We start from the raw sequence: 20,510 nt of genomic DNA on the forward strand, positions 1-20,510 counted from the left end.
GCCAGCCCAATGATCCCCATGATAGATTTAACGTCATAATTCACACACAATTTCATGGCATCGTGTGATAAAATGTATATTAAATCATTCTTTCTATACCAGAAGCACCTTAAATCATTGATGAAAAAAGACTGCTATTCTTAATGTGAATTTTACTTCTTTTCAAGCTCTTCACATAAAAAATGACTTTCATTTAACGCAGTAATCCAGAACCCCCACAAGTATCGTTGTAGCTACAATTGTCCTTGTAGCCAGAATGATCCCTTTGCTACGGGGATTTTTTGGGATCGCGCCAATGTACGCACCACGATATTTGTAGGTTGGAAGTCCCAAACAGCGTCAGCTTATTTAATATAGTCGAATATTTTCAATTAGTTATGTCGTTTCACCGGCAATGGCACGATAATGGCTCTAAGGCAATGAGCGCTCAAGAGTTTCTGTATTAAAGATTGCCAATATTCGCGATCTTCATAGCAATTCACTAATTAATTGGAGGTTTTAAATGGGAAGCATCGGCAGCATGAATCGTCCGACTGAAGGTATGCTCATGGGTTTGGTCCAATACCCTGTGCCCATTGTTAACTCGCGCCGCGACATCGAAGCAAACATCGACAGAATCTGTGAAGCCACAGTAAACACCAAGGCCGGCTATCCTGGCATGGATCTGATCGTATGGCCGGAATATAGCTCGCAGGGGCTGAACACAAAGAAGTGGGTCAGCGATGAATTCCTGCTTGATGTCGAAGGCCCTTTGTTCCAGCGTTATGCTCAGACCTGTAAGGAAAACGACATCTGGGGCCTGTTCTCTCTCATGGAGCGCAACCCCAACAAAGATCAAATGCCTTACAACACGGCTGTTATCTTCAACAACAAGGGCGAACTTGCCCTGAAATATCGCAAACTGAATCCGTGGGTTCCCATCGAGCCTTGGATGCCCGGCGATCTCGGCCAGCCCGTATGTGACGGCCCCGGTGGCAGTAGACTTTCCGTTTGCATTTGTCATGACGGCATGTTCCCCGAGCAGGCTCGTGAAGCTGCTTACAATGGCTGCAACGTTTACATTCGCATTTCTGGCTACAGCACCCAGGTCAACGACCAGTGGATGCTGACCAACCGTTCCAACGCTTGGCAGAACCTGATGTACACCGCTTCAGTTAACCTCGCCGGTTACGATGGCGTCTTCTATTACTTTGGTGAAGGTCAAGTCTGCAACTTCGACGGCACCACCATTCAGCAGGGTCATCGTAATCCTTGGGAAATCGTCACCGCCGAAGTTTTCCCGAAGATGGCAGATCAGGCACGCAAGGACTGGGGCCTGGAAAACAACATCTACAACCTCGGTACCCGCGGTTACGTAGCCGTTCCCGGTGGAGTAAAGGAATGCCCCTACACTTGGGTCAAAGATTTCGCTAAGGGTGAATACAAGTTGCCCTGGGAAGACGACATCAAGATCAAAGACGGTTCCATTTACGGATACCCGACAACCGGTGGACGCTTCGGCCTCTAGACCACACTGAGTCTCGTTTGTGGAATAAGGATGGAGATGATTACATTTTCTCACATCCTGACTGACAACAAACGAATGATGAATACGGCATAGCTACCAGGTGCATGCAGCATGACTGCATCTTGCACAAACGCCCGCGAATTGGTCTTCGCGGGCGTTTTTTTATGATTAAAACAGGTCAGAGGGAATGACTATCCCCTTACTCATTTTCAGGCCGATACGGTTCTTCACGCACAATATGGCTTACGAGCAACTTCAGATAAAGCAAAGGTAAAAACCATTCTAAATGAACCGGAGCCGAGAAAACATACAGCGACAGCAGAACACCCACGGAATAAAGCATCAAAGCCATAGTTCGCTGTAAATAAAGCGGAGTGCAAAGGACCAACGCACAAGCCAAAACCAAATAGCAACCGGCAGCGGCGATCCAAATAAAATCAAAATCCATAAAGAAGATGTTGATCAAAAATATCTGACTGAAATGAAGCAACACAAAACTCATATGGGACTTAAACCCTTGTCCTTCCCTATGAAACCAACGCTTTGCCGATGAAGTTGAGTTGGTAATAATGCCACCGGCAATATCGAAGGTTATCAAAAAAGCGACCACTTGTTGCCCTACACTCCAGTTAAACTGAGAACTATAGCTTTTCAGAATGACAACTATCCCCGCCAGCAACGGGATATAAAGCTGCAATTTCTTTTCAGCGGAGGTAGCCCTTGGCCCAATAAATTTATCTAAAACCCCATAAAAACCACTTCTCAATTCAGGCAACTCCCAAGTAATTTTCATTACGAACTCCCTTACCTAATAATCTTTTTGCTTTTCATCCTTTTTGCAAACGCATTTTTATCGACCACACGGACGAAATAACAATCTTGATTTTCCTTGTCAATCTAATATAGTCCATTCGGTCTAAAAAGAGGAGTAGATGTAATGCCTAAAATTGTTGACCATGACAAATACAAAAAAACGTTGACTGACAAAACTACAAAAATATTTAGAAAACACGGATACTCCGGCCTCGGAATGCGTAAAATCGCACAAGAACTCGGTATTTCCAAGAGTGCTCTATATCACTATTTCCCGAGCAAAGAGGCACTGTTCTCAGCGTGCACGAAATCGGTGACATCTTTTGAGAATCAAGACTTCCATGATTTGCCCATAAAAAAAATGAACCAACAAAAACGAATTAGTGCTTTGATTTCTATATTCAAAAAGATCGAAACTGAATTCAAAGGGGAATTATCTCTTTTGATTGATTATTTACGACCACTCACACCATCCCAAATCTCAACCGACAAAAATATGCAATTTGCAAATCAACAATACTTAACCATGGTCTCTGCACTTGTTGGAAAGCCGAACGCCCAATTCGTGCTGTGTTTAATGTATGGAGTTTTGTTGCAACGGCTCTTTGATGGTGGGAAATCCAGCTTTCAAGACATCGAAGAAAAACTCATTTCTTTTACTGAAATGAGGCATGACTTCGAAACATAAAAATATCAATTAAACTGCTTTCCCTCAAACCCATATCCTTCTGAAAAAGTTTTGCAAAGTGAAGCCATTATGAACAAACAATCACAGGACCCGCGCTTCAAACAAGCCAACAAGGAAGCCCTGCTCGCATTGGGCGTATACGCCATGTATTTTGTCTGGTGGTATGTCTGCGCTTACGGCATGGGCAGCGGAAATCCAGACGATTATTCATATGTTCTGGGTATGCCGGAATGGTTTTTCTATAGTTGTATCGTTGGGTACCCTCTCGTCACCATTCTCCTCTGGATCGTTGTTCGCTTTAATTTCAAAGACATGCCCCTCGACGCTGACGAATCTCCCACTGACATCACACACTCGGCCACAAACGCCAACTCGAGGAAAAACCGCTAAATGCCTACAAACTTCTCAACCATTATCCCTGTTGTCGCGTATCTGGTTCTTTCTTTTGCCGTGGCATTCTGGGCACGAAAAAAGACAGAATCCTCTGTTTCCTCGCAAGGATTCATTGAGGACTATTTCATTGGAGGACGCTCCTTGGGTGGCTTCGTACTGGCCATGACCATTATCGCGAGCTACACAAGTGCCAGTAGCTTTGTGGGTGGTCCCGGCGTGGCATACCGCCTCGGCCTAAGTTGGGTACTTCTGGCAATGATACAGGTTCCCACCACCTTCCTGACGCTCGGCATTCTCGGCAAACGCTTCGCCATCATGGCTCGCAAAACACAATCTGTGACCATTACAGATTACCTCCGCGCCCGCTACGACAGCGACGCCGTGGTCATACTCTGCTCCATCGCCCTCATTGTCTTTTTCATGGCCGCCATGCTTGCACAATTTATCGGAGGCGCACGACTTTTTCAGACGGTGACAGGCTATCCCTACATTGTAGGACTCGTACTCTTTGGCGTCAGTGTTGTGTTGTATACAGCAATAGGAGGCTTTCGGGCCGTGGTCCTGACTGATGCCATCCAGGGCATCGTTATGATTGTGGCCGTCATCGTCGTGCTACTGGCCGTCATCAAAGCTGGCGGAGGCATGGAGCAATGCATCTCCTCGCTCAAAGCCATCGACCCAGGCCTTATCACCCCAACAGGCCCAAAAAACGCTATCCCCCAACCCTTCACCCTGTCATTTTGGGTGCTGGTCGGCATCGGCATCCTCGGCCTTCCCCAGACAACACAACGATGCATGGCCTACAAGGATTCAAAAGCCATGCACAACGCCATGGTCATCGGCACACTGCTGATAGGCTTCATGATCCTCTGCGCTCACCTTGCAGGAACATTGGGACGTGCCGTCATTCCCGATCTTCCGGCAGGAGACTTGGCCATGCCGAGCCTCATCATGGAATTACTTTCACCGGTGTGGGCGGGTGTCTTCATAGCCGGTCCGCTCGCAGCCATCATGTCCACCGTAGACTCAATGCTTCTCTTGGTATCCGCCGCTATCATCAAGGACTTATACATCCATTACAGGCTCAAGGGCGATGCGTCGCGCATGACAATTGTCAGCCTCAAAAAAGCGAGCCTCATAAGTACTACCGTCATCGGACTCATGGTCTTTGTCGCCGCCATTGAACCGCCGGATCTTCTCGTTTGGATCAATCTGTTCGCCTTTGGCGGACTTGAAGCGGTTTTCCTTTGCCCCATGGTTTTGGGCCTTTACTGGGAAAAGGCAAACGCCACAGGAGCTATCGCCTCCATCATATTCGGCGTGTCCACCTTCATTATCCTGACCATCATAAAACCAGCCATGGGCGGCGTCCATGCTATCGTACCAACCACGTTGGCCTCATTGGCAGCCTTCGTCATAGGTTCATACGCGGGTCATCCAGTCCGACTTCGAAAACAACAGAATTAACAAATCATCATAACAACAAAAAAACCCAAGCCCAAAAACTTCGCACTTGGGCTTGGGCTTTTCAGCTCCTTCTCAACAGGGGGGTCACATAAAGGACTTCAAGTATACACTTGAAATCCTTTTTTCTTGCGATGGAGTTGGAGGGAATCGAACCCAAAATCTCTTGAATGGCATTCAAAATGAAGTCCAAATTAAATCATAAAACAACTTCTCAATAATAGAAACCTTTTCGCCACCAAATACCGTCACCCAATCGAGCATAACCTCTGTGCCCTTTTAGTCTCGGCTAAATATCTTCTAAAAAAACTCTTTTTTATGCCAAATTTCTTGCCTCAAAAACAGGAAAACATGGTGTATGTTCCAGAGGTAACAATAAGAAGAAGCAGAATATTTCCATACGCCCTCTGCGAAAGGAAACGAGATATGAAAAGTCCTGCGGCACCACCTATTAAAGCTCCGGGGCAGCCTGCGGCATAGTAAGTTAGCGTCTGGATGTTATGAATGCCTGCCAGCACCTGCCCGGCTAGTATCGTCACACCAGTCATAATGAAACACGCTGCAAGAACACCTTTTGCTTCCTCTTGTGACCAACCCAATTTGAAAACATACATGGCGAGCGGCGGACCGTTAAAGCCGAAAAGTGCACCGAGTGTCGTGGAAGCAAACCCGGCTAATACGCCCCAACCAGGTCCGAGTCCCGTGTGAACTTTTTTGGGTGCCAGCAACCAATACCCAGCATAGGCGACCATGAATATTCCCATGCCTAATTTGAGCGTGTTATTATCTGTAGTCTGCATGAGCTGGAGGCCAAAGACAGTCCCTGCAACCCCACCGACAAACAGATATCGTAACCGCTTCCATTTGATGTAATGACGATAGTTCCATCCCATCTGAAGATTCAAAGTCAGTACGATGAGCGTTGATGTCGGAACCGCTATTTCAAGGGGAACCAAAGCCGCAATAAAAGGCATGGCAACCATGGCTGCCCCGAAACCAGTTATGTTGTTAACGAAGCCTCCGAGAAACCATGCGAAGAAAAAAATCAGGGTGTTATGCATGGGATTCGACCAAGCAATTACCTTGCCAAATATTTATCGAAGGGTCCGCTTGCCCCACTGAGGACTTTGTGACAAAGTGCACTATTCTGTTGCAGCACCGCAACAAGCTGTCCTTCAACACACAGGGCTCACCTCTTCAAAAGTATGTTATTATGATTAACAAATATTGTTCGCAAATCATTGAAACAATGGAAGAAGCTGTTTCCATCAGTGACCCGGACGGGGTTATTCTCTATTTGAATAAACGGCATGAATTGATTACCGGCATTCCGTCTTTTGAACTGCTTGGCAAATCGGTACATGAATTAGTGCGCCGAGGACTGTTCGACGTTGTTTTGAATCCTGACATTATGCGCAACAAGCAATCCGAAACACGGGTGCAAGAACTCGGCAATGGACGTAAAGTGGTGCTTGATGGACACCCGGTATTTGACGAAAATGAAGAGGTTGCACTTGTTGTCACTTATCTTCGTGATATTACAAAACTAGCTGAAATGCGTGAACAAATGTCTTCTCAACAGGAACTTCTGGAGGCTTATCAAAAACTCCAGAGCTTTGACAGCGCCCTTGAAAAGGTGCCGCCAGTTGTTCAAAGCAAACCTATGAAGCGATTATACGGCCAGTTGGGAATTATTGCAGAAACAGATGCCACGGTCTTGCTTCTGGGGGAAACTGGCGTCGGCAAAGATGTTTTTGCACGTAAGCTGCACAGGCTGAGTGACCGAGCTGACAAAGCGTTTGTAAAGGCTGATTGCGGCAGTATGCCGGAGAATCTTATTGAAACGGAACTGTTCGGCTATGCTCCGGGCACATTTTCCGGTGGAAATAAAAATGGTAAAATTGGTCTCATCGAAACGGCTTCCGGCGGCACACTCTTTCTTGATGAAATAGGGGAATTGCCGCTGCTCATGCAGACGAAACTGCTCAGGCTTCTACAGGACAGGGAAATCGTTCGCGTTGGAGCAACCACACCTCAAGATGTAAACGTCCGCATTGTTGCTGCAACCAATAAATCACTGGAAAAAGAAGTTGAAGCCGGCCGGTTCCGCAGTGACTTGTACTATCGTCTAAAAGTCGCGGTTATCGACATCCCACCCTTGAGAAAGCGTAAGGCCGATATTTTGCCGATGGCGCGTCTTTTCTTGAAATCTTTTTGTCAAAAATATCAGCGGGACATAACGTTCACCCAGGAAACGGAAGACTCATTGCTCAATCATACATGGCCTGGCAATGTCCGAGAATTAGAGAATCTGATTCTTGGTTGCGTGGTGACGTCCAAAAAGAATATTATAGAGGTGGCGGACTTGCCGTTTTCCCCGACCACTGAGATACGTGTTTCCACCGGAGACGGATTGGACGGTATGAAAATATCCGGAAAATCCATGAAGAGTATTCTCGATGAAGTGGAAAAAACCATTATATTGAACGGAATGGAGCGTGTGGGCAATATCGCCAAGCTCGCCAAGGAGCTGAACCTTGACCGCACCACTGTGTTTCGCAAACTCAAGAAATATGGAGCGCGATAAGCACTTTCACACACTTTTTTAAACGTCGACGCGCCCCCTGTCTTTTTAGACTGGGGGCGCGTCTTCTTTCAGGGGAGGAGGTTTGGACCTTGCAACAGGGTCCTGTTATGCATTTCGAAATCTGTCGTTGGCCTCTTTCTCCAGCGGACGCAGTTTTCCCATAATTTCTGTGTCGAGGGCCTTGCCTTCGTAAGGGAATTCCATGCCGAGGTATGCGTATTTGGGCTGGCCCATGCGATGATAGGGAAGCAACTCGTATGAGATGTTCGAACGTACCGGAATAAAATCGATGATACTCTGAATTTCCTCGATGGTATCGTTGAACTCAGGAATTATCGGCGTGCGGACCAGGATGGGCAAATTCGGAAAATCGTCCACCAGACACTTAATATTGTCGAGAATACGTCGGTTGCTGACACCGGTACCCTTCTTGTGTTTCTCATCGTCGTGGGCTTTTATATCAATAATCAGTTCATCAAGAAATTCACAGACGGCCTTAAGGTCTTCATAGGAAGCGTAACCGCAGGTTTCCATGGCGGTCTTGATACGGCGTTTCTTTGCTTCCTTGAGCAATGCCAGCGCAAATTCTGGCTGGGACAAAGCTTCACCGCCGCTCAGGGTCATCCCTCCGCCTGACCGGGCGTAAAAGGCCGCTTCTTTTTCCACTTCATCTATCACCGCGCCAACAGTCATGGTTTTGCCATAAACACACAAGGCATCGGAAGCGCAATTGTCCGCGCAAGTATGACATTGAACACACTTTTCAGGATCAATGGCTATCAGCTTATCTTCGGTAGCAGAAATAGCGCCTTCAGGACACATTCGTATACATCGAGTACATTTGTCGGTGGTCAAACATTTGCCCGGGTTGTATCCCATCTGCGGCTTCATTTTCTGCGACTCGGGGTTGCTACACCAAGCACAGCGAAGCGGGCATCCTTTCATGAACACAATGGTTCGAATGCCAGCTCCATCATGCACGGAAAAATTCTGGATATTGAAGACAATGCCTTCGTTTAGTTTACTCATGACTGTTTCCTTTCTTGAGTATGAAATTCTTTAAGGCCGGGAAAAAGCGTGCAATGCGTAGTGGCAGCCCCGAAAGTTCAATAAAATGCGGGGAGCAGGCAAAGCCCACTCCCCGCGATATAGTCTATCAGTTACATTTGTACGTGTTCGGTACGATTGATGATGTCGTTCTGCAAATCGCGGGAAAGATCGCAGAAATATGCGGAGTAACCGGCGATACGAACGAGCAGGCTGCGGTACTTGTCAGGATTGGCCTGAGCTTCGAGCAGAGTCTTTTTGTTGATGATGTTGAACTGGAGATGCCAGAGGTGCAGGTCGCACCAGGTACGGATCAGGTCAACGAGCTTCTGAGTACCGGCTTCACCTTCGACAACTTTCGGAGAAAGCTTGACGTTCAGCAAACGAGATGCCCGATTTTTCATGCCACGGTTCTTGGAATGGTAATTGGACATCAGAACTGCGGTGGGGCCTTTTTGGTCTGCACCGTGGGATGCGGAGGCACCGTCGGACAGAGCGGTCCATGCTTCACGACCATTGGGGGTTGCGGAAACAACCTTACCGAAAGGTACGTGAGAAGTGATGGGCACGTAACGAACGTCGAGGTTCACGCCGCGTTCTTCGGAGTACTTATGAGCGTATTCCTGGCAAACGCAGTCAATTTTCTTGGCAATTGCGTCAGCGTAGGAATCATTGTTTCCGTAGCAAGGAGCGGAACGAAGGATCTCGCGAGTTTCTTCGTGCCCTTCGAAGTTCACCTTCAGGGCGTCTACGACTTCCTGCATCGTCAGCTTCTTGTCTTCGAAGACCAGCTTTTTGATAGCGGAAAGAGAGTCGACCACGGTGCCGTAACCAAGGAATTCAAAGTAGGAATACTCAAGGCCGCCCGGAATGGTCTGACTCTGCAAGTCCATGCCTTCTTTCATGCACAGGTCGTGCAGGACGGAAGCCAGGGGAGAAGCAAAGTGTTCGGGACGCAGACTATCAACGATGTACTGCTGACGGAAAGCTTTCACGAGCAGATTGTTGTGCTGCTTCAGGTAAGCTTCATAGAATTCGTCCCAGCTCTTGAACTCACCAGCCTCACCTGTTTCGAGACCGACAACTTCTTCACCGTACTTAAGCATGCGACCATTATGCATGGTCATTTCCATGGCAGTGGCGAAGTTGATGTAAACACAACCGGAAGTGTAGGTCTCGCAGTTGGGCATACGGGCTTCGGTGCAACCGGACACGGAATAGTCCATGGCCTGATCTAACGGTGCGCCCTTGGCGGTGTACAGCGGAATGATTTCTTCGTCGTTGATGAGTTTCGGGAAACCGGAACCATCCTTGATGGTCTCAGCAATCTCAGCGAGGAAACGCTCGGGAGAGTTGGAATGAATACGAGTTGCGAGGTCAGGGTAATTCAACGGGAACTCACGCTTGGACTCAAGGAACAAGTAAGTAAGTTCGTTGGTTGCATCATCACCGTCCGGGGTCTGTCCACCGATAGTGACAGCTTCCCAATGAGCATAACCTTCATTGAATTCGTTGCCTGTAGGGTTGATGTACAGATCAATGAACTGAGCCATTTCGACCCACATATTTTCCAGAAGTTCCTTGGCCTGTTCGGGAGTCAAAATGCCGGCCTTAATATCCTGCTCGTAGAAAGGAAGCAGGTACTGATCCATGCGACCGTTGGAGATGATGGCGGAAGCCTTCTGCTCAATACGGGAGAACATCTGAACGAACCATTGGGACTGAATAGCATCGCGGAAGTCTTTTGCAGGTTCGGCAGGCATGCGTTCACAACGGTCTGCCATTGCAAGCAGTTCGGCCTTGCGGATCTTATCGGTCTCAGCTTCTGCCTGCTCGCGGGCGAGGTCGGCGTGACGACGTGCCCAGAGGACAATAGCATCGCAGATGATAACCATGGCTTCATAGAAAGGACGTTTTTCCCAAGTCTGAACAGGACTTTCAGCGTCCAGCTCAGCCATTTTTTCAAGAGCTTCGCGTTTGATGTCGTTGAAGCCGCGCTTCAGGACCTTGTCGTAGTCATGTACCCACTGGAGAGCGGAACGGTAAGAAGACGTCTCGGAAACAACAAATTTGGACTTCAAGCCATGGTCGTCGTCGTAGGTGACACCGCGCAGGTCGTCAGGCATGGCGCCGTTCAGGTGCTCATGGTAGGTCTTGCCTTCCCAGTAAGGAGCGATCTCGTTGACAACGATGTCTACTTCTTCAGGGGTAATCTTGAAGGGACTCTTTTCGCGCTTGTCCAGATCCTTGAGGATGGAGTAAAAATCACCATCGATTTCAGGGTACAGGATGCCGTAACGACCCAGCTTACCGGAACGACCGGCGATGAGGGATTTAGGGGTGATGTATACGGACATCTTCTCAGCGCAGTTTTTCAACGCCTTGGCCCAACGCAAAACGAGGGGCTGACCTTCGGTCTTCTTCATGGATTCGGTAAAAAAGCGGGCGCGTTCGATATCAATAAACGGGGTGGTCATATGAAAGGAATCAAGCATTTCGTATACGCGTTCACGGCCCTCTCGGGTATCAACGCTATTCGCGATACGCTCTTCCTGTGGGGAAAGACAGCAGTCATAGTTCGTCATGATGGTTCTCCTGGTGAATGAAATTGTGTTAAACTCAATATTTTTTTGCCAATGTTGTGTTAAATCCATGCGCTCAAAACGCTATTCACCATGAGCAACTACAGTGCCAAACGCGTAACGTGTTGATTTTTAAAGATTATCTTCTATACCCTCATTATCTCCCCCCCCTTGAGAAAAAAAGCACTTGTGTTGTACCCATACAACAATCTGCTCAAATCAAGATAAATATCAATAGTTTATTAACACTGTTGCACTGTTGCACAGCGTGATGAATTGCAACCAAATGCGAAGATAAGTATGCGACCGAAAGACCTGAGGGAATTTTAATGAACAAAAAAAACGTCTGGTGCATATATTTTATGTAATGGGCTGGTAAATCGGGACGTGAATATTGTCACAGAAAGATAAAAGAGAGTCTGAACAGACAAGAAAGCAGCCGTGCATGGCATCACGCTTGCTATTTACGGAACAATCTCATGCACACAAATATAAGGAGAATACACCGTGCAAATAATTGATTTCCGTTTCCGTCCCAACACGCAGGCAACCATTGACGGCTTTACCAACAGCACCATGTTTAAAGGCATGTTTGCCAAGATCGATTTGACACATCTGGTGGCACAGGAAGTCCCGGAAGTTGTCGAAATGATCAAAAAGCACAACGTTGTAAAGGCCGTCATCACCGGCCGTGACTGCTCCATGACCTACGATGCTGCTGCTAACAACGAAGGCGTCATCTCTTTTGTAAAAGACTTCCCGGAAATTTTTCTTGGCTTCATGGGTGTTGACCCTCACAAAGGAATGAACGGCATTTATGAATTGACGCGCCAAATTACTGAAGAAGGAATGCACGGTGCAGCCATCGACCCGTATCTGGCAAAAATTTTTGTCAATGACGCCAAGTACTACCCAATTTACAGCAAATGCTGCGAGTTGGATATTCCCATTGTTGTTGCCACAGGACCGGGAACATTGGTTCCTGGTGCCGTTATGGAGCATTCTGCTCCGCGTTACATCGACTATGTCGCCCGTGACTTCCCGCAATTGAAGATCATCATCAGCCATGGCGGGTATCCTTGGGTTGAAGAGGCAATAATGGTCACGGAACGCAATGAAAATGTGTACATGGAACTCTCCGAGTATGAACGTCACCCTGGTGGAAAATCTTACATCAAAGCTGCCATAAACCTGATCGGTGACAAGCTTCTTTTTGCCAGCGCTCACCCCGGGGCGGACTTCCGTGATGCTATCGCCATGTACAAGGATTTTGGCCTTTCCGAAGAGATCATGGAGCAAATCATGTATAAAAATGCGGAAAAGGTTCTCGGACTCTAACCAAACAACTTTGTATTCCAATGAAAAGGAGGAGTTTCGGCTCCTCCTTTTTTTTGTTGAGTAATCTGATCAAGAATATTATCAGGTGACTGTTGCGCCTGCGCAACCGTTGCACACATGCAACATTTTTGTATTTTTACTTTAATTTAATACACTTACGGCTAAAATAGAATACCCTCTCATCCTTATGTTGTCGGATTGCCACACTACTGTGAAACTTTTCACAGCATTGGATTCGCGCTTCAAACAAAAGAAATTGCCAGTTTATTGATTCTCTTTTCCCACAATAATAAAAAGTATTTTTACGACTTAAGATTTCAGATTCTTACACGCTGAAATAATTGTACTTATTTTCACAACACAGCCTCCTAGTAATCATTTTCACATGCAAGGCACACCATTTGCAAATCGTGAAAAAACGCACACTGGTTTTTTCGACGAGAAAATTCTTTTTTCTCCTTCCCAAATGGTTGCGGCACCTTGGTGCCAAAGCAAACTGGAAAATAAAAAGCTAGATGCCACACTGACCACTAGGCATTGGGCCACAGGTTTGAACATTGCTAATTTTTAATGGTTTGGGAAGAAAATCACAGTCAAGTTGGCCTCAATTTTATGCTGTCCGAGGAGGGCAAGGGTGACAATTGATAATGCCGCTGAACAACAAAGTAATTCTGTGACTGATTTTAAATTTCTCTCTCAAAATTCGATTGCTGAAATCATATTTTTAACCCGTCAAACTGGAGTGTAAAATGAAAAAAGTACTGATTCCGCTTATAGCCGCAGTTCTGTTGGTATGCTCTACTTCTGCTTTTGCAGAAGATTACCAGAGAACCATGATCATGGCAGCTACAGCCAACCCTTCTGGAAGCCTTCATGCTGTTGCATTGGAAAAATTCAAGGAAATTGTTGAGCAAGAATCCGCTGGCAATGTCCAGGTCAATCTTTTCTTGGGCGGCTCCATGGGCTCAGAGCAAGCGAACGTAAAACAACTTCGTGGCTCTGAAATTCATGTAGCAGTTTTGGCGGCTGGTAACTTAACTCCTTTTGCTCCGTCTGCTACTATTTCGATCCTGCCTTACCTTTTTCCGAAAATCGAAGATGCATACACACTCCTGAGCAATGAAGAATTTGTCAAAGGACTTGGCGACTCGGTTGCTGCAGAGAGCAAAACCCGTCCCCTAGGTTGGCTTATCGGTGGTTACCGTGTGCTGACCAACTCCCAACATAGCATCACCAAGCTGGCAGACCTTCAGGGCCTCAAAATTCGTGTGCCCAAAGTCCGTATTCAGCTTGATTCTTTCCGTTCCTGGGGCGTAGAGCCACATCCTTTGGCTTGGTCTGAGACCTTCAATGCTCTCCAACAAGGCGTCGCTGATGGTCAGGAAAACCCTCATTCTATCAATCAGGATCAAAAATTCTGGGAAGTACAGAAATACATCACAGACCTGCATTACATGCTGTGGGTCGGCCCGCTGCTCGTTTCCGAGAAATGGTTCCAACGTCTGCCTGAAAACACTCAGATTCTTGTTCAAAAAGCTGCCACCGAGGCCTGCAAATACGAATGGGAATGGGTTGCAGCACAGAATAAGGTCGCCTTGGACAATTGCATCAAGCACGGCATGGAGCTGAATGAACTTACCGATGAAGCTGAATGGATGACAAAGGCCCGCGCCTTATGGCCTGAGTACTACGAAGCCATTGGCGGAAAGGACAAAGTCGACAACGCCCTGAACATCATGGGTCAGAACTAGGCGAGTCTTAAAAGGGCGGGCTACGGCCCGCCCATAACCTCCTACTGCACAATCAAAATATGACTATTATAAAAAAATTCTTTGCAAACTTTGAAGAAAGTGCCTGTATGGCCTTGATGGCGACTATGGTGTTCGCCCTCACACTCCAGGTGTTCATGCGCTTTGTTCTGAGTTCCTCTCTGGCTTGGACTGAAGAGTTGTCCCGATACAGCTTCATATGGTCCGTCTACATGGGGGGCGTCCTGGCCGTGAAACATAGCCAGCATGTGCGTATTACGGCCCAGTTTCTGGTTTTTCCTCCAAAGATCAGAGTCGGTATGACCATCTTCACAGACCTACTCTGGATCGCGGCAAACTTTTTTATCGCTTATCAGTCGGGCTTGGCCCTGCAAAGCGCGTTTGAATTTCCCGAAGTTTCCCCAACATTAGGTATCGTCAAAGGGTATGTTGAAGCCATGCTGCCAGCATGCTTCCTGCTGATGAACCTAAGGTTGATCATGAAATATTGGGAGCTGATCAAAAATCATGATCTGATGAGCCTCGCAAAAATTGGTGGAGGGGAAGCGTAATGTCTACTCTTGCTATTACCATCGTATCCCTGATCATCTGTTTTTTCATTGGCATGCCCATTTTCATGTCCCTGATTATTTCAGCGGTCATCGCCATCACGACGTGTGGCTACCTTCCGATGTCCATCATTCACAACTCACTGTTCGATGGTGTGAACCTGTTCCCGCTCCTTGCAATTCCTTGTTTCGTCATTGCTGGAACTCTGATGGAATACGGTAACATTACTAAACAGATCATTGATGTAGTGAAGCAGCTCGTCGGCCGTTTGCCTGGCGGACTCGGCATCACCACGATTCTGGCGTGTACCTTCTTCGCCGCTATCTCCGGCTCAGGTCCGGGAACTGTTGCTGCAATCGGTACCCTGATGATCCCATCCATGGTGCGTAACGGGTACACTCCGTCTTACGCTGCGGCATCAGCTTCGTCCGGTGGTACCATCGGCATCCTACTGCCGCCAAGTAACCCCATGATCATCTTTGCCATCCTGGCCAACGTATCTGTTACTGCCATGTTCACAGCAGGCATTCTGCCCGGCCTGATGGTCGCAGTGTGTATGACTTCCATGGCTATGCTCAAGGCAAAGTTGGAAGGTGTTAAACCCGACGTTGAACAGCCGCCATTTAACCTGAAAGTATTTTTGAAAAGCCTTTCCAAAGGCGGCTTCGCCCTTGCGACGCCTTTCATTATTCTGGGCTCCATTTACACTGGTATGGCAACGCCTGTTGAGGCTTCCGTCATCGCCATTGTCTGGGCTCTGTTTGTCGGTATCGTAATCAATAAGGCCCTGAGGTGGAAACACATCAAGTTGTCCCTACTGGAAGGAGCTATGCTCTGCGGTACGGTCCTCTTTATTGTCGGTGCATCCACGCTTTTCGGCAAGATACTGACCTATGAACAGGCTCCGCTGCGTTTGGCAAATATGGTTTTCGGCGTGTCAAAAGATCCTGAGATCGTCCTTTTGATGATTGTTGGTATTCTTTACTTCCTGGGCATGTTCATGGAGACCCTCTCCACAATGATCATCCTGGCCCCGGTGCTCCTGCCTATGGTTGTCGGTCTTGGTATCGACCCAATTCACTTCGGTGTTATCATGGTTATCACCAACGAAGTTGCTATGTTGACCCCTCCTTTGGGCGTCAACCTCTTCGTGGCTTCCCGTATTGCAAACCTGTCTGTGGAAAAAATATCCCTCGCAGTTTTGCCATACCTATTCGTCCTTACAATGTGCATTCTCATTGTAATCTACTGCCCATTCCTCAGCACGTGGCTTCCCTCTGTGCTCGGCGCGGGACAGTAGCTCAACCACCAACAAACCACATCCGGCCCCGTCAGTTTCTGGCGGGGCCGTTTCCGTAGGGGGAATCATGAAATATCTGACACTGCACACTGACAGCAAAATGCCTGCCCTCGGCCTCGGAACATGGCAGGCAGCAAAAGGAGAGGTCGGTCAAGCCGTCTCCAAGGCCCTCAGCATAGGCTATCGCCATATTGACTGCGCCCATGTTTACGGCAATGAAACGGAAATCGGAGAAGCCCTGACATCTACGCGCGTTCCCCGGCAAGAACTGTGGGTTACGTCCAAACTTTGGAATAATTCCCAGCGGCCTCAAGATGTACGGGCGGCTTTGGTCAATTCTCTCAAGAGGCTTTGCCTAGACTATCTCGATCTTTATCTCATTCATTGGCCAGTACAAATTTCACATATGGTTATGTCCCCACAGTCCGCCACCGACCTTATTCCATGGACGACGGAACACGCTCTTGAAACGTGGGGCGCACTTGAAGAATGCGTAAAGGAAGGACTGGTGCGTCACATCGGGACATCCAATTTCAGCACCAAGAAAATTCAGATTCTACTCGACAATGGCACAATTCGGCCGGCGGTAAGCCAAGTGGAAATGCACCCTTATCTTCAACAGAACAGGATGCGTAAATTCTGTGCTGATAACGGTATTATTGTGACTGGCTTTGCTCCTCTTGGCTCCAAACATCGCCCCGCGCACCAAATCAAAGAAGGCGAACCAAGTCTTCTTGATCATCCAGACATCATTGCCATTGCGGAAAAGTATGAAACAACACTCGCCACAATCCTGCTTGGTTGGGCCATGACACGCAACACTTCTGTCATTCCCAAATCCACCAATCCCATGCGGTTGCAGCAGAATCTAGCCGCCGCCGACATTGTGCTCGACGAAAAAGACATGACGGTGATCAAAGGGCTTGATGCCGGCTACCGTTTTCTCGACGGCTCTCACTGGATGATGGAAGGCTCGTCGTATACGTCGAAAAATTTGTGGGACGGCGAATAACTTTTTAAAGTTGTGCACCGGATTTATTTCTTGATTTCAGCAAAATGAGGAAAAATATGACCATAAGCGCAAAAAACAAAATAGTTCTGAGTGTGTTTCTTTTTTTCACGATCATCATTTTAACTATGACAGTGTTTTCCTATAGAAGTTTCAGCAACTCATCTTATGATAATCATATGAAGGAACTGGACACTGCTTCCCTGGCAGTCGGTAAGGCTGTCAAAGAAAAGACAAACACTTACTTCAGTGAACTGGAACTAATATCCAATCTCTATAACGGCGGAACCGCTTCAGATGAACAGGAACAGCTTGCCTACCGAGTGAATCTGCTTGGTCAACTCGCAAAACAGGCTGGCGTCAAGGATACATATTACTGCCTTAGTGATGGAAGCACTTTTTCAATTGGTGCCAAAGGCAAGGTCCCAAATTTTAACGCCAAGAAAGTGGGTCGAGAGTGGTTTAGACGTGTTTTCAACGGTGAAAAACGTATTGTCACCACGCCGTATGTTTCTTCCATCGGACAGACCGTTATGGCCGTGGCCGTCCCCATCACTGTTTCCGGGCGGACTGAAGGCGTTCTCTGCCTCAATCTGCCATTAACAACAATTACTGAAATAACGCAGAACACGCTTAACTTTAAGAACATATTTCTTTCACGCCCGGATGGATACATCATGGCAAGCGCGGACAAAGAACAGATCGGCAAAAGTCTTTGGGAAGAGGTTCCATCTCTCGCGAATTTTAAAGACTCCAACTCAACCGACAGAATCCGTTTTGTAATGAACGGTGTGGACTATGAGGGCAGTGTCTATGTTATTGACTCTCTCGGCTGGAAGGTCTGGACATATGAAAAAATAGAAATAATACAGACTGATTCCATCGACAATCTGATTTTTAACATTATCACGGCGATCATCGCCTTAATCTTGTCTGCCTTGATTCTCACATTTCTTGTGAAGACCGTTATTTTTAAACCGCTTGAGACGGTCGACAAAGGACTTAGCCGGATTGAACAAGGTGATTTAACCTATGTTGAAGAGGGAAAAATCCAGAACGACGAAATCGGAAAGTTGATGCAGTCCCTTAAGAACATGGGACAACAGCTTTTGTCAGTTGTCAGCGAAGTCCGTTCTACAATTTTATCGGTCAGTGGAGGAGCGGAAGAACTGTCTTCTACAGCACAAGTTTTGGCGCAGGGAGCAACGGAACAGGCTGCCAGTATCGAAGAAGTCTCAGCGTCCATGGAAGAAATGGTTTCAAACATCAGTCAAAATGCCAAAAATTCACGTGAAACCGAACGCATATCCCGTCAGTCTGCCATAGAGGCGGAAAAAGGCGGCAAGGCTGTTGCAAAAACTGTCGAAGCCATGCGGGAAATCGCAGACAAAATATCCGTTATTGAGGAAATCGCTCGTCAAACCAATCTTCTCGCTTTGAATGCCGCCATCGAGGCTGCCCGCGCCGGCGAACATGGCAAAGGGTTTGCCGTGGTTGCAGCCGAAGTGCGAAAATTGGCTGAACGTTCCGGCATGGCCGCTGCCGAGATCAGCGATTTGTCGGCATCCAGTGTCGCCGTGGCTGAAGAAGCTGGTGAAATGCTGAGCAAAATGGTCCCTGACATTAAGCATACTTCCGAATTGATTCAGGAGATCGCAGCGGCAAGTGATGAACAGAATGCTGGAGCCGAGACAGTAAACAGAGCTATTCATCAGCTTGATCAGGTTATCCAGCAGGCTGCAGCGGCCTCGGAGGAAATGTCGTCGACTTCGGAACAATTGAGTTCACAAGCTGCGCATCTCAGCGAAACAGTGGCCTTCTTCAATATCCGCCACGAAAATGGCGGTATTCGTTCGCAAACGACGACTCTTCTCAGAAGAAACAATTCGCCTGCCCAACTCCCTACGGGACGACAGGCCATTGATCGCGATGTATATGAACGATTTTAACAATCAAAACACGTAAAAAAACAAATAAGGCCCAAAAGTTTTAACTTTTGAGCCTTATTTTCATGTTTATATCTGAAAAAACAAAGCGTAAGGAAGCCTACAACTCCAAAACCTATTGCGTTGAGAGATGGCCTCAGAGAACTGGACTACTTGTTTAGGTGGACATATAGTAGCCTAAACTTGCCCCCATCTCTGGACCACGGGGAGTGAGAAAATTTGGACTTTTCAGCCTCTGGGCAGGCTAGCCTGCCCAGAGGCTGAAGCGAACTCAATCGGGGTTTGCTGGTCGATTGAGCTGTGCGGACGAACCTCATTATATTCCTTCCGCCATCCTTCACATTTAGACTTTGCATCTTTTTCGCTCAAAAACCAAGATGCATTCAAACATTCCTCTCTAAGTTTGCCGTTGAAGCTTTCGATAAAAGCATTGTCCGTTGGCTTGCCAGAACGCGAGAATCCAAGCGTCACGCCGTTCATATAGCCCCAAAGGTCAAGGTTTTTGCTGATGAACTCCGGCCCGTTGTCTACACTAATTTCTTTGGGCATACCGTATATTTTAGTCACTCGTTCAAGTGTGTCGACAACATCGGCGCCTTTGTAACTGCATCGCACATCAACAACAGGGCTGATCTTGGTAAAAACATCCACGACGGTCAGAACCCGTATCCTACGTCCATTAAAGAGTTGGTCCAACATGAAGTCCATGGCCCACACCTCATTGGGCTGGGTAGCTGTAACAGGAGCTTCTCGACGTTTGGCCGAAACCTTACGTTTGGGAGTCTTGTTCCGCAGTTGTAGCCCCTCTTCCTTGTAGATTCGGTAAACTCGCTTAGCATTGACCTGCTATCCTTCACGCTGGAGCAGCACATGAATACGCCGGTAGCCGTAGCGAATACGAGTCTCCTCAATTTCACGAATTCATTTTCTTAGTATTGCCTGCGCATTGCGGTGAGGTTTGTAGTAGAAAGTCGATCGGGCAGCCATGATTGTACGGCATGCATGTCTAACACTAATCTGCCAAACGATCTGAAGATACTCTACAACCTGCTTGCGATGTGTAGGCCTCATAGCTTTCGGCGGATCACATCCTGAAGCATCTCTTTATCCAAAGACAAATCGCCCACAATAGTCTTGAGACGCTTATTCTCTTCTTCAAGTTGCTTGAGGCGTTTCATTTCGGACGGCATCAGCCCTCCATACTTCTTGCGCCACGGTAGTAAGTCTGAACGGAGATGCCTGCCTTGCGGCAGACCTCCTCAACGGAAGTGCCTTCTTCAGCCTGGCGAAGTATGAAAGCAATTTGACTGTCGGTAAATTTGATTTTTTTCATCGGAAAATCCTCCTGATCGGTTATGTAAACCTATACGAGAATTTTCTCACTTTGTGTGGTCTAGTTTTTGGGAAGCAGGTCAGCTATATACACAGCCGTTATTAAAAGGATCTTGAATCGACAAAGTTCTTAGACTTATATCTACCGACTTGCCGCCTTACTCTTTGTGCCCATTCAGGGCACAA

Annotated in this window: 16 protein-coding genes and 1 pseudogene; 12 read left to right on the forward strand and 5 right to left on the reverse strand. The window is 47.3% G+C overall.

Annotated features, from left to right (window positions below; all coding sequences use genetic code 11):
- The first annotated feature begins 502 nt into the window (after window positions 1–502).
- Window positions 503–1,507, forward strand: a complete 1,005-nt coding sequence (locus tag SYK_RS07995; protein ID WP_281763063.1) for a formamidase — start codon at window positions 503–505, stop codon at window positions 1,505–1,507.
- 199 nt (window positions 1,508–1,706) lie between these two features.
- Here SYK_RS07995 and SYK_RS08000 read toward each other — a convergent pair whose 3' ends face one another.
- Complete coding sequence (locus SYK_RS08000) at window positions 1,707–2,300, reverse strand: hypothetical protein (protein ID WP_281763064.1); 594 nt, start codon at window positions 2,298–2,300, stop codon at window positions 1,707–1,709.
- 144 nt (window positions 2,301–2,444) lie between these two features.
- On the opposite strand from SYK_RS08000, the gene SYK_RS08005 reads away from it, so the two are divergent.
- The 3 genes from SYK_RS08005 to panF all read left to right on the forward strand — a co-directional run bounded on the left by SYK_RS08005 (window position 2,445) and on the right by panF (window position 4,868).
- Window positions 2,445–3,008 carry a TetR/AcrR family transcriptional regulator gene (locus tag SYK_RS08005; protein ID WP_281763065.1) on the forward strand — a complete coding sequence of 188 codons (564 nt, stop codon included), beginning with the start codon at window positions 2,445–2,447 and terminating at the stop codon, window positions 3,006–3,008.
- A 69-nt stretch (window positions 3,009–3,077) separates the two neighbouring features.
- The gene (locus SYK_RS08010; RefSeq protein WP_281763066.1) at window positions 3,078–3,398 is read left to right on the forward strand and encodes a YhdT family protein; all 321 of its coding nucleotides are present in this window, start codon (window positions 3,078–3,080) and stop codon (window positions 3,396–3,398) included.
- Complete coding sequence (gene panF, locus SYK_RS08015) at window positions 3,399–4,868, forward strand: sodium/pantothenate symporter (RefSeq protein ID WP_281763067.1); 1,470 nt, start codon at window positions 3,399–3,401, stop codon at window positions 4,866–4,868.
- Between the two features lie 332 nt (window positions 4,869–5,200).
- On the opposite strand, the gene SYK_RS08020 is transcribed toward panF, so the two are convergent.
- Window positions 5,201–5,926, reverse strand: a complete 726-nt coding sequence (locus SYK_RS08020) for a sulfite exporter TauE/SafE family protein (protein WP_281763068.1) — start codon at window positions 5,924–5,926, stop codon at window positions 5,201–5,203.
- 152 nt (window positions 5,927–6,078) lie between these two features.
- Here SYK_RS08020 and SYK_RS08025 point away from each other — a divergent pair, with 152 nt between their 5' ends.
- Window positions 6,079–7,452, forward strand: a complete 1,374-nt coding sequence (locus SYK_RS08025) for a sigma-54 interaction domain-containing protein (protein ID WP_281763069.1) — start codon at window positions 6,079–6,081, stop codon at window positions 7,450–7,452.
- 105 nt (window positions 7,453–7,557) lie between these two features.
- Here the strand turns inward: SYK_RS08025 and hpsH are convergent, their stop codons facing one another.
- Window positions 7,558–8,481, reverse strand: a complete 924-nt coding sequence (gene hpsH, locus SYK_RS08030; protein WP_281763070.1) for a (2S)-3-sulfopropanediol dehydratase activating enzyme — start codon at window positions 8,479–8,481, stop codon at window positions 7,558–7,560.
- A gap of 131 nt (window positions 8,482–8,612) precedes the next feature.
- Window positions 8,613–11,084: a (2S)-3-sulfopropanediol dehydratase gene (gene hpsG / locus SYK_RS08035; RefSeq protein WP_281763071.1), complete on the reverse strand. Its 2,472-nt coding sequence runs from the start codon at window positions 11,082–11,084 to the stop codon at window positions 8,613–8,615.
- Between the two features lie 504 nt (window positions 11,085–11,588).
- Here hpsG and SYK_RS08040 point away from each other — a divergent pair.
- From SYK_RS08040 to SYK_RS08070, 7 genes are all read left to right on the forward strand, one after another.
- Window positions 11,589–12,419, forward strand: a complete 831-nt coding sequence (locus SYK_RS08040) for an amidohydrolase family protein (RefSeq protein ID WP_281763072.1) — start codon at window positions 11,589–11,591, stop codon at window positions 12,417–12,419.
- A gap of 385 nt (window positions 12,420–12,804) precedes the next feature.
- Window positions 12,805–12,990, forward strand: a complete 186-nt coding sequence (locus SYK_RS08045; RefSeq protein ID WP_281763073.1) for a hypothetical protein — start codon at window positions 12,805–12,807, stop codon at window positions 12,988–12,990.
- Window positions 12,991–13,168: 178 nt separating this feature from the next.
- On the forward strand, window positions 13,169–14,170 hold the full coding sequence (locus SYK_RS08050) for a TRAP transporter substrate-binding protein (RefSeq protein ID WP_281763074.1): 1,002 nt from the start codon (window positions 13,169–13,171) through the stop codon (window positions 14,168–14,170).
- Window positions 14,171–14,229: 59 nt separating this feature from the next.
- Window positions 14,230–14,739, forward strand: a complete 510-nt coding sequence (locus SYK_RS08055; protein WP_281763075.1) for a TRAP transporter small permease — start codon at window positions 14,230–14,232, stop codon at window positions 14,737–14,739.
- On the forward strand, window positions 14,739–16,037 hold the full coding sequence (locus tag SYK_RS08060; protein ID WP_281763076.1) for a TRAP transporter large permease: 1,299 nt from the start codon (window positions 14,739–14,741) through the stop codon (window positions 16,035–16,037). Before SYK_RS08055 ends, SYK_RS08060 begins: the two co-directional genes overlap by 1 nt.
- Before the next feature lie 67 nt (window positions 16,038–16,104).
- On the forward strand, window positions 16,105–17,049 hold the full coding sequence (locus SYK_RS08065; protein ID WP_281763077.1) for an aldo/keto reductase: 945 nt from the start codon (window positions 16,105–16,107) through the stop codon (window positions 17,047–17,049).
- Between the two features lie 176 nt (window positions 17,050–17,225).
- Window positions 17,226–18,995, forward strand: a complete 1,770-nt coding sequence (locus SYK_RS08070) for a methyl-accepting chemotaxis protein (protein WP_281763078.1) — start codon at window positions 17,226–17,228, stop codon at window positions 18,993–18,995.
- Window positions 18,996–19,220: 225 nt separating this feature from the next.
- Here SYK_RS08070 and SYK_RS08075 read toward each other — a convergent pair.
- Window positions 19,221–20,325 (reverse strand): annotated as a pseudogene (locus SYK_RS08075) (IS3 family transposase).
- Between the last annotated feature and the right edge of the window lie 185 nt (window positions 20,326–20,510).

The organism is Pseudodesulfovibrio nedwellii (genome assembly GCF_027923765.1).
GTDB classification, from domain to species: Bacteria; Desulfobacterota; Desulfovibrionia; order Desulfovibrionales; family Desulfovibrionaceae; genus Pseudodesulfovibrio; species Pseudodesulfovibrio nedwellii.

What these genes read in the sequence shown, in the direction of transcription:
- SYK_RS07995 (WP_281763063.1), top strand. Translation starts at nt 503, where the DNA reads ATGGGAAGCATCGGCAGCATGAATCGTCCGACTGAAGGTATGCTCATG.
- SYK_RS08000 (WP_281763064.1), bottom strand. Translation starts at nt 2,300, where the DNA reads ATGAAAATTACTTGGGAGTTGCCTGAATTGAGAAGTGGTTTTTATGGG.
- SYK_RS08005 (WP_281763065.1), top strand. Translation starts at nt 2,445, where the DNA reads ATGCCTAAAATTGTTGACCATGACAAATACAAAAAAACGTTGACTGAC.
- SYK_RS08010 (WP_281763066.1), top strand. Translation starts at nt 3,078, where the DNA reads ATGAACAAACAATCACAGGACCCGCGCTTCAAACAAGCCAACAAGGAA.
- panF (WP_281763067.1), top strand. Translation starts at nt 3,399, where the DNA reads ATGCCTACAAACTTCTCAACCATTATCCCTGTTGTCGCGTATCTGGTT.
- SYK_RS08020 (WP_281763068.1), bottom strand. Translation starts at nt 5,926, where the DNA reads ATGCATAACACCCTGATTTTTTTCTTCGCATGGTTTCTCGGAGGCTTC.
- SYK_RS08025 (WP_281763069.1), top strand. Translation starts at nt 6,079, where the DNA reads ATGATTAACAAATATTGTTCGCAAATCATTGAAACAATGGAAGAAGCT.
- hpsH (WP_281763070.1), bottom strand. Translation starts at nt 8,481, where the DNA reads ATGAGTAAACTAAACGAAGGCATTGTCTTCAATATCCAGAATTTTTCC.
- hpsG (WP_281763071.1), bottom strand. Translation starts at nt 11,084, where the DNA reads ATGACGAACTATGACTGCTGTCTTTCCCCACAGGAAGAGCGTATCGCG.
- SYK_RS08045 (WP_281763073.1), top strand. Translation starts at nt 12,805, where the DNA reads ATGCAAGGCACACCATTTGCAAATCGTGAAAAAACGCACACTGGTTTT.
- SYK_RS08050 (WP_281763074.1), top strand. Translation starts at nt 13,169, where the DNA reads ATGAAAAAAGTACTGATTCCGCTTATAGCCGCAGTTCTGTTGGTATGC.
- SYK_RS08055 (WP_281763075.1), top strand. Translation starts at nt 14,230, where the DNA reads ATGACTATTATAAAAAAATTCTTTGCAAACTTTGAAGAAAGTGCCTGT.
- SYK_RS08060 (WP_281763076.1), top strand. Translation starts at nt 14,739, where the DNA reads ATGTCTACTCTTGCTATTACCATCGTATCCCTGATCATCTGTTTTTTC.
- SYK_RS08065 (WP_281763077.1), top strand. Translation starts at nt 16,105, where the DNA reads ATGAAATATCTGACACTGCACACTGACAGCAAAATGCCTGCCCTCGGC.
- SYK_RS08070 (WP_281763078.1), top strand. Translation starts at nt 17,226, where the DNA reads ATGAAGGAACTGGACACTGCTTCCCTGGCAGTCGGTAAGGCTGTCAAA.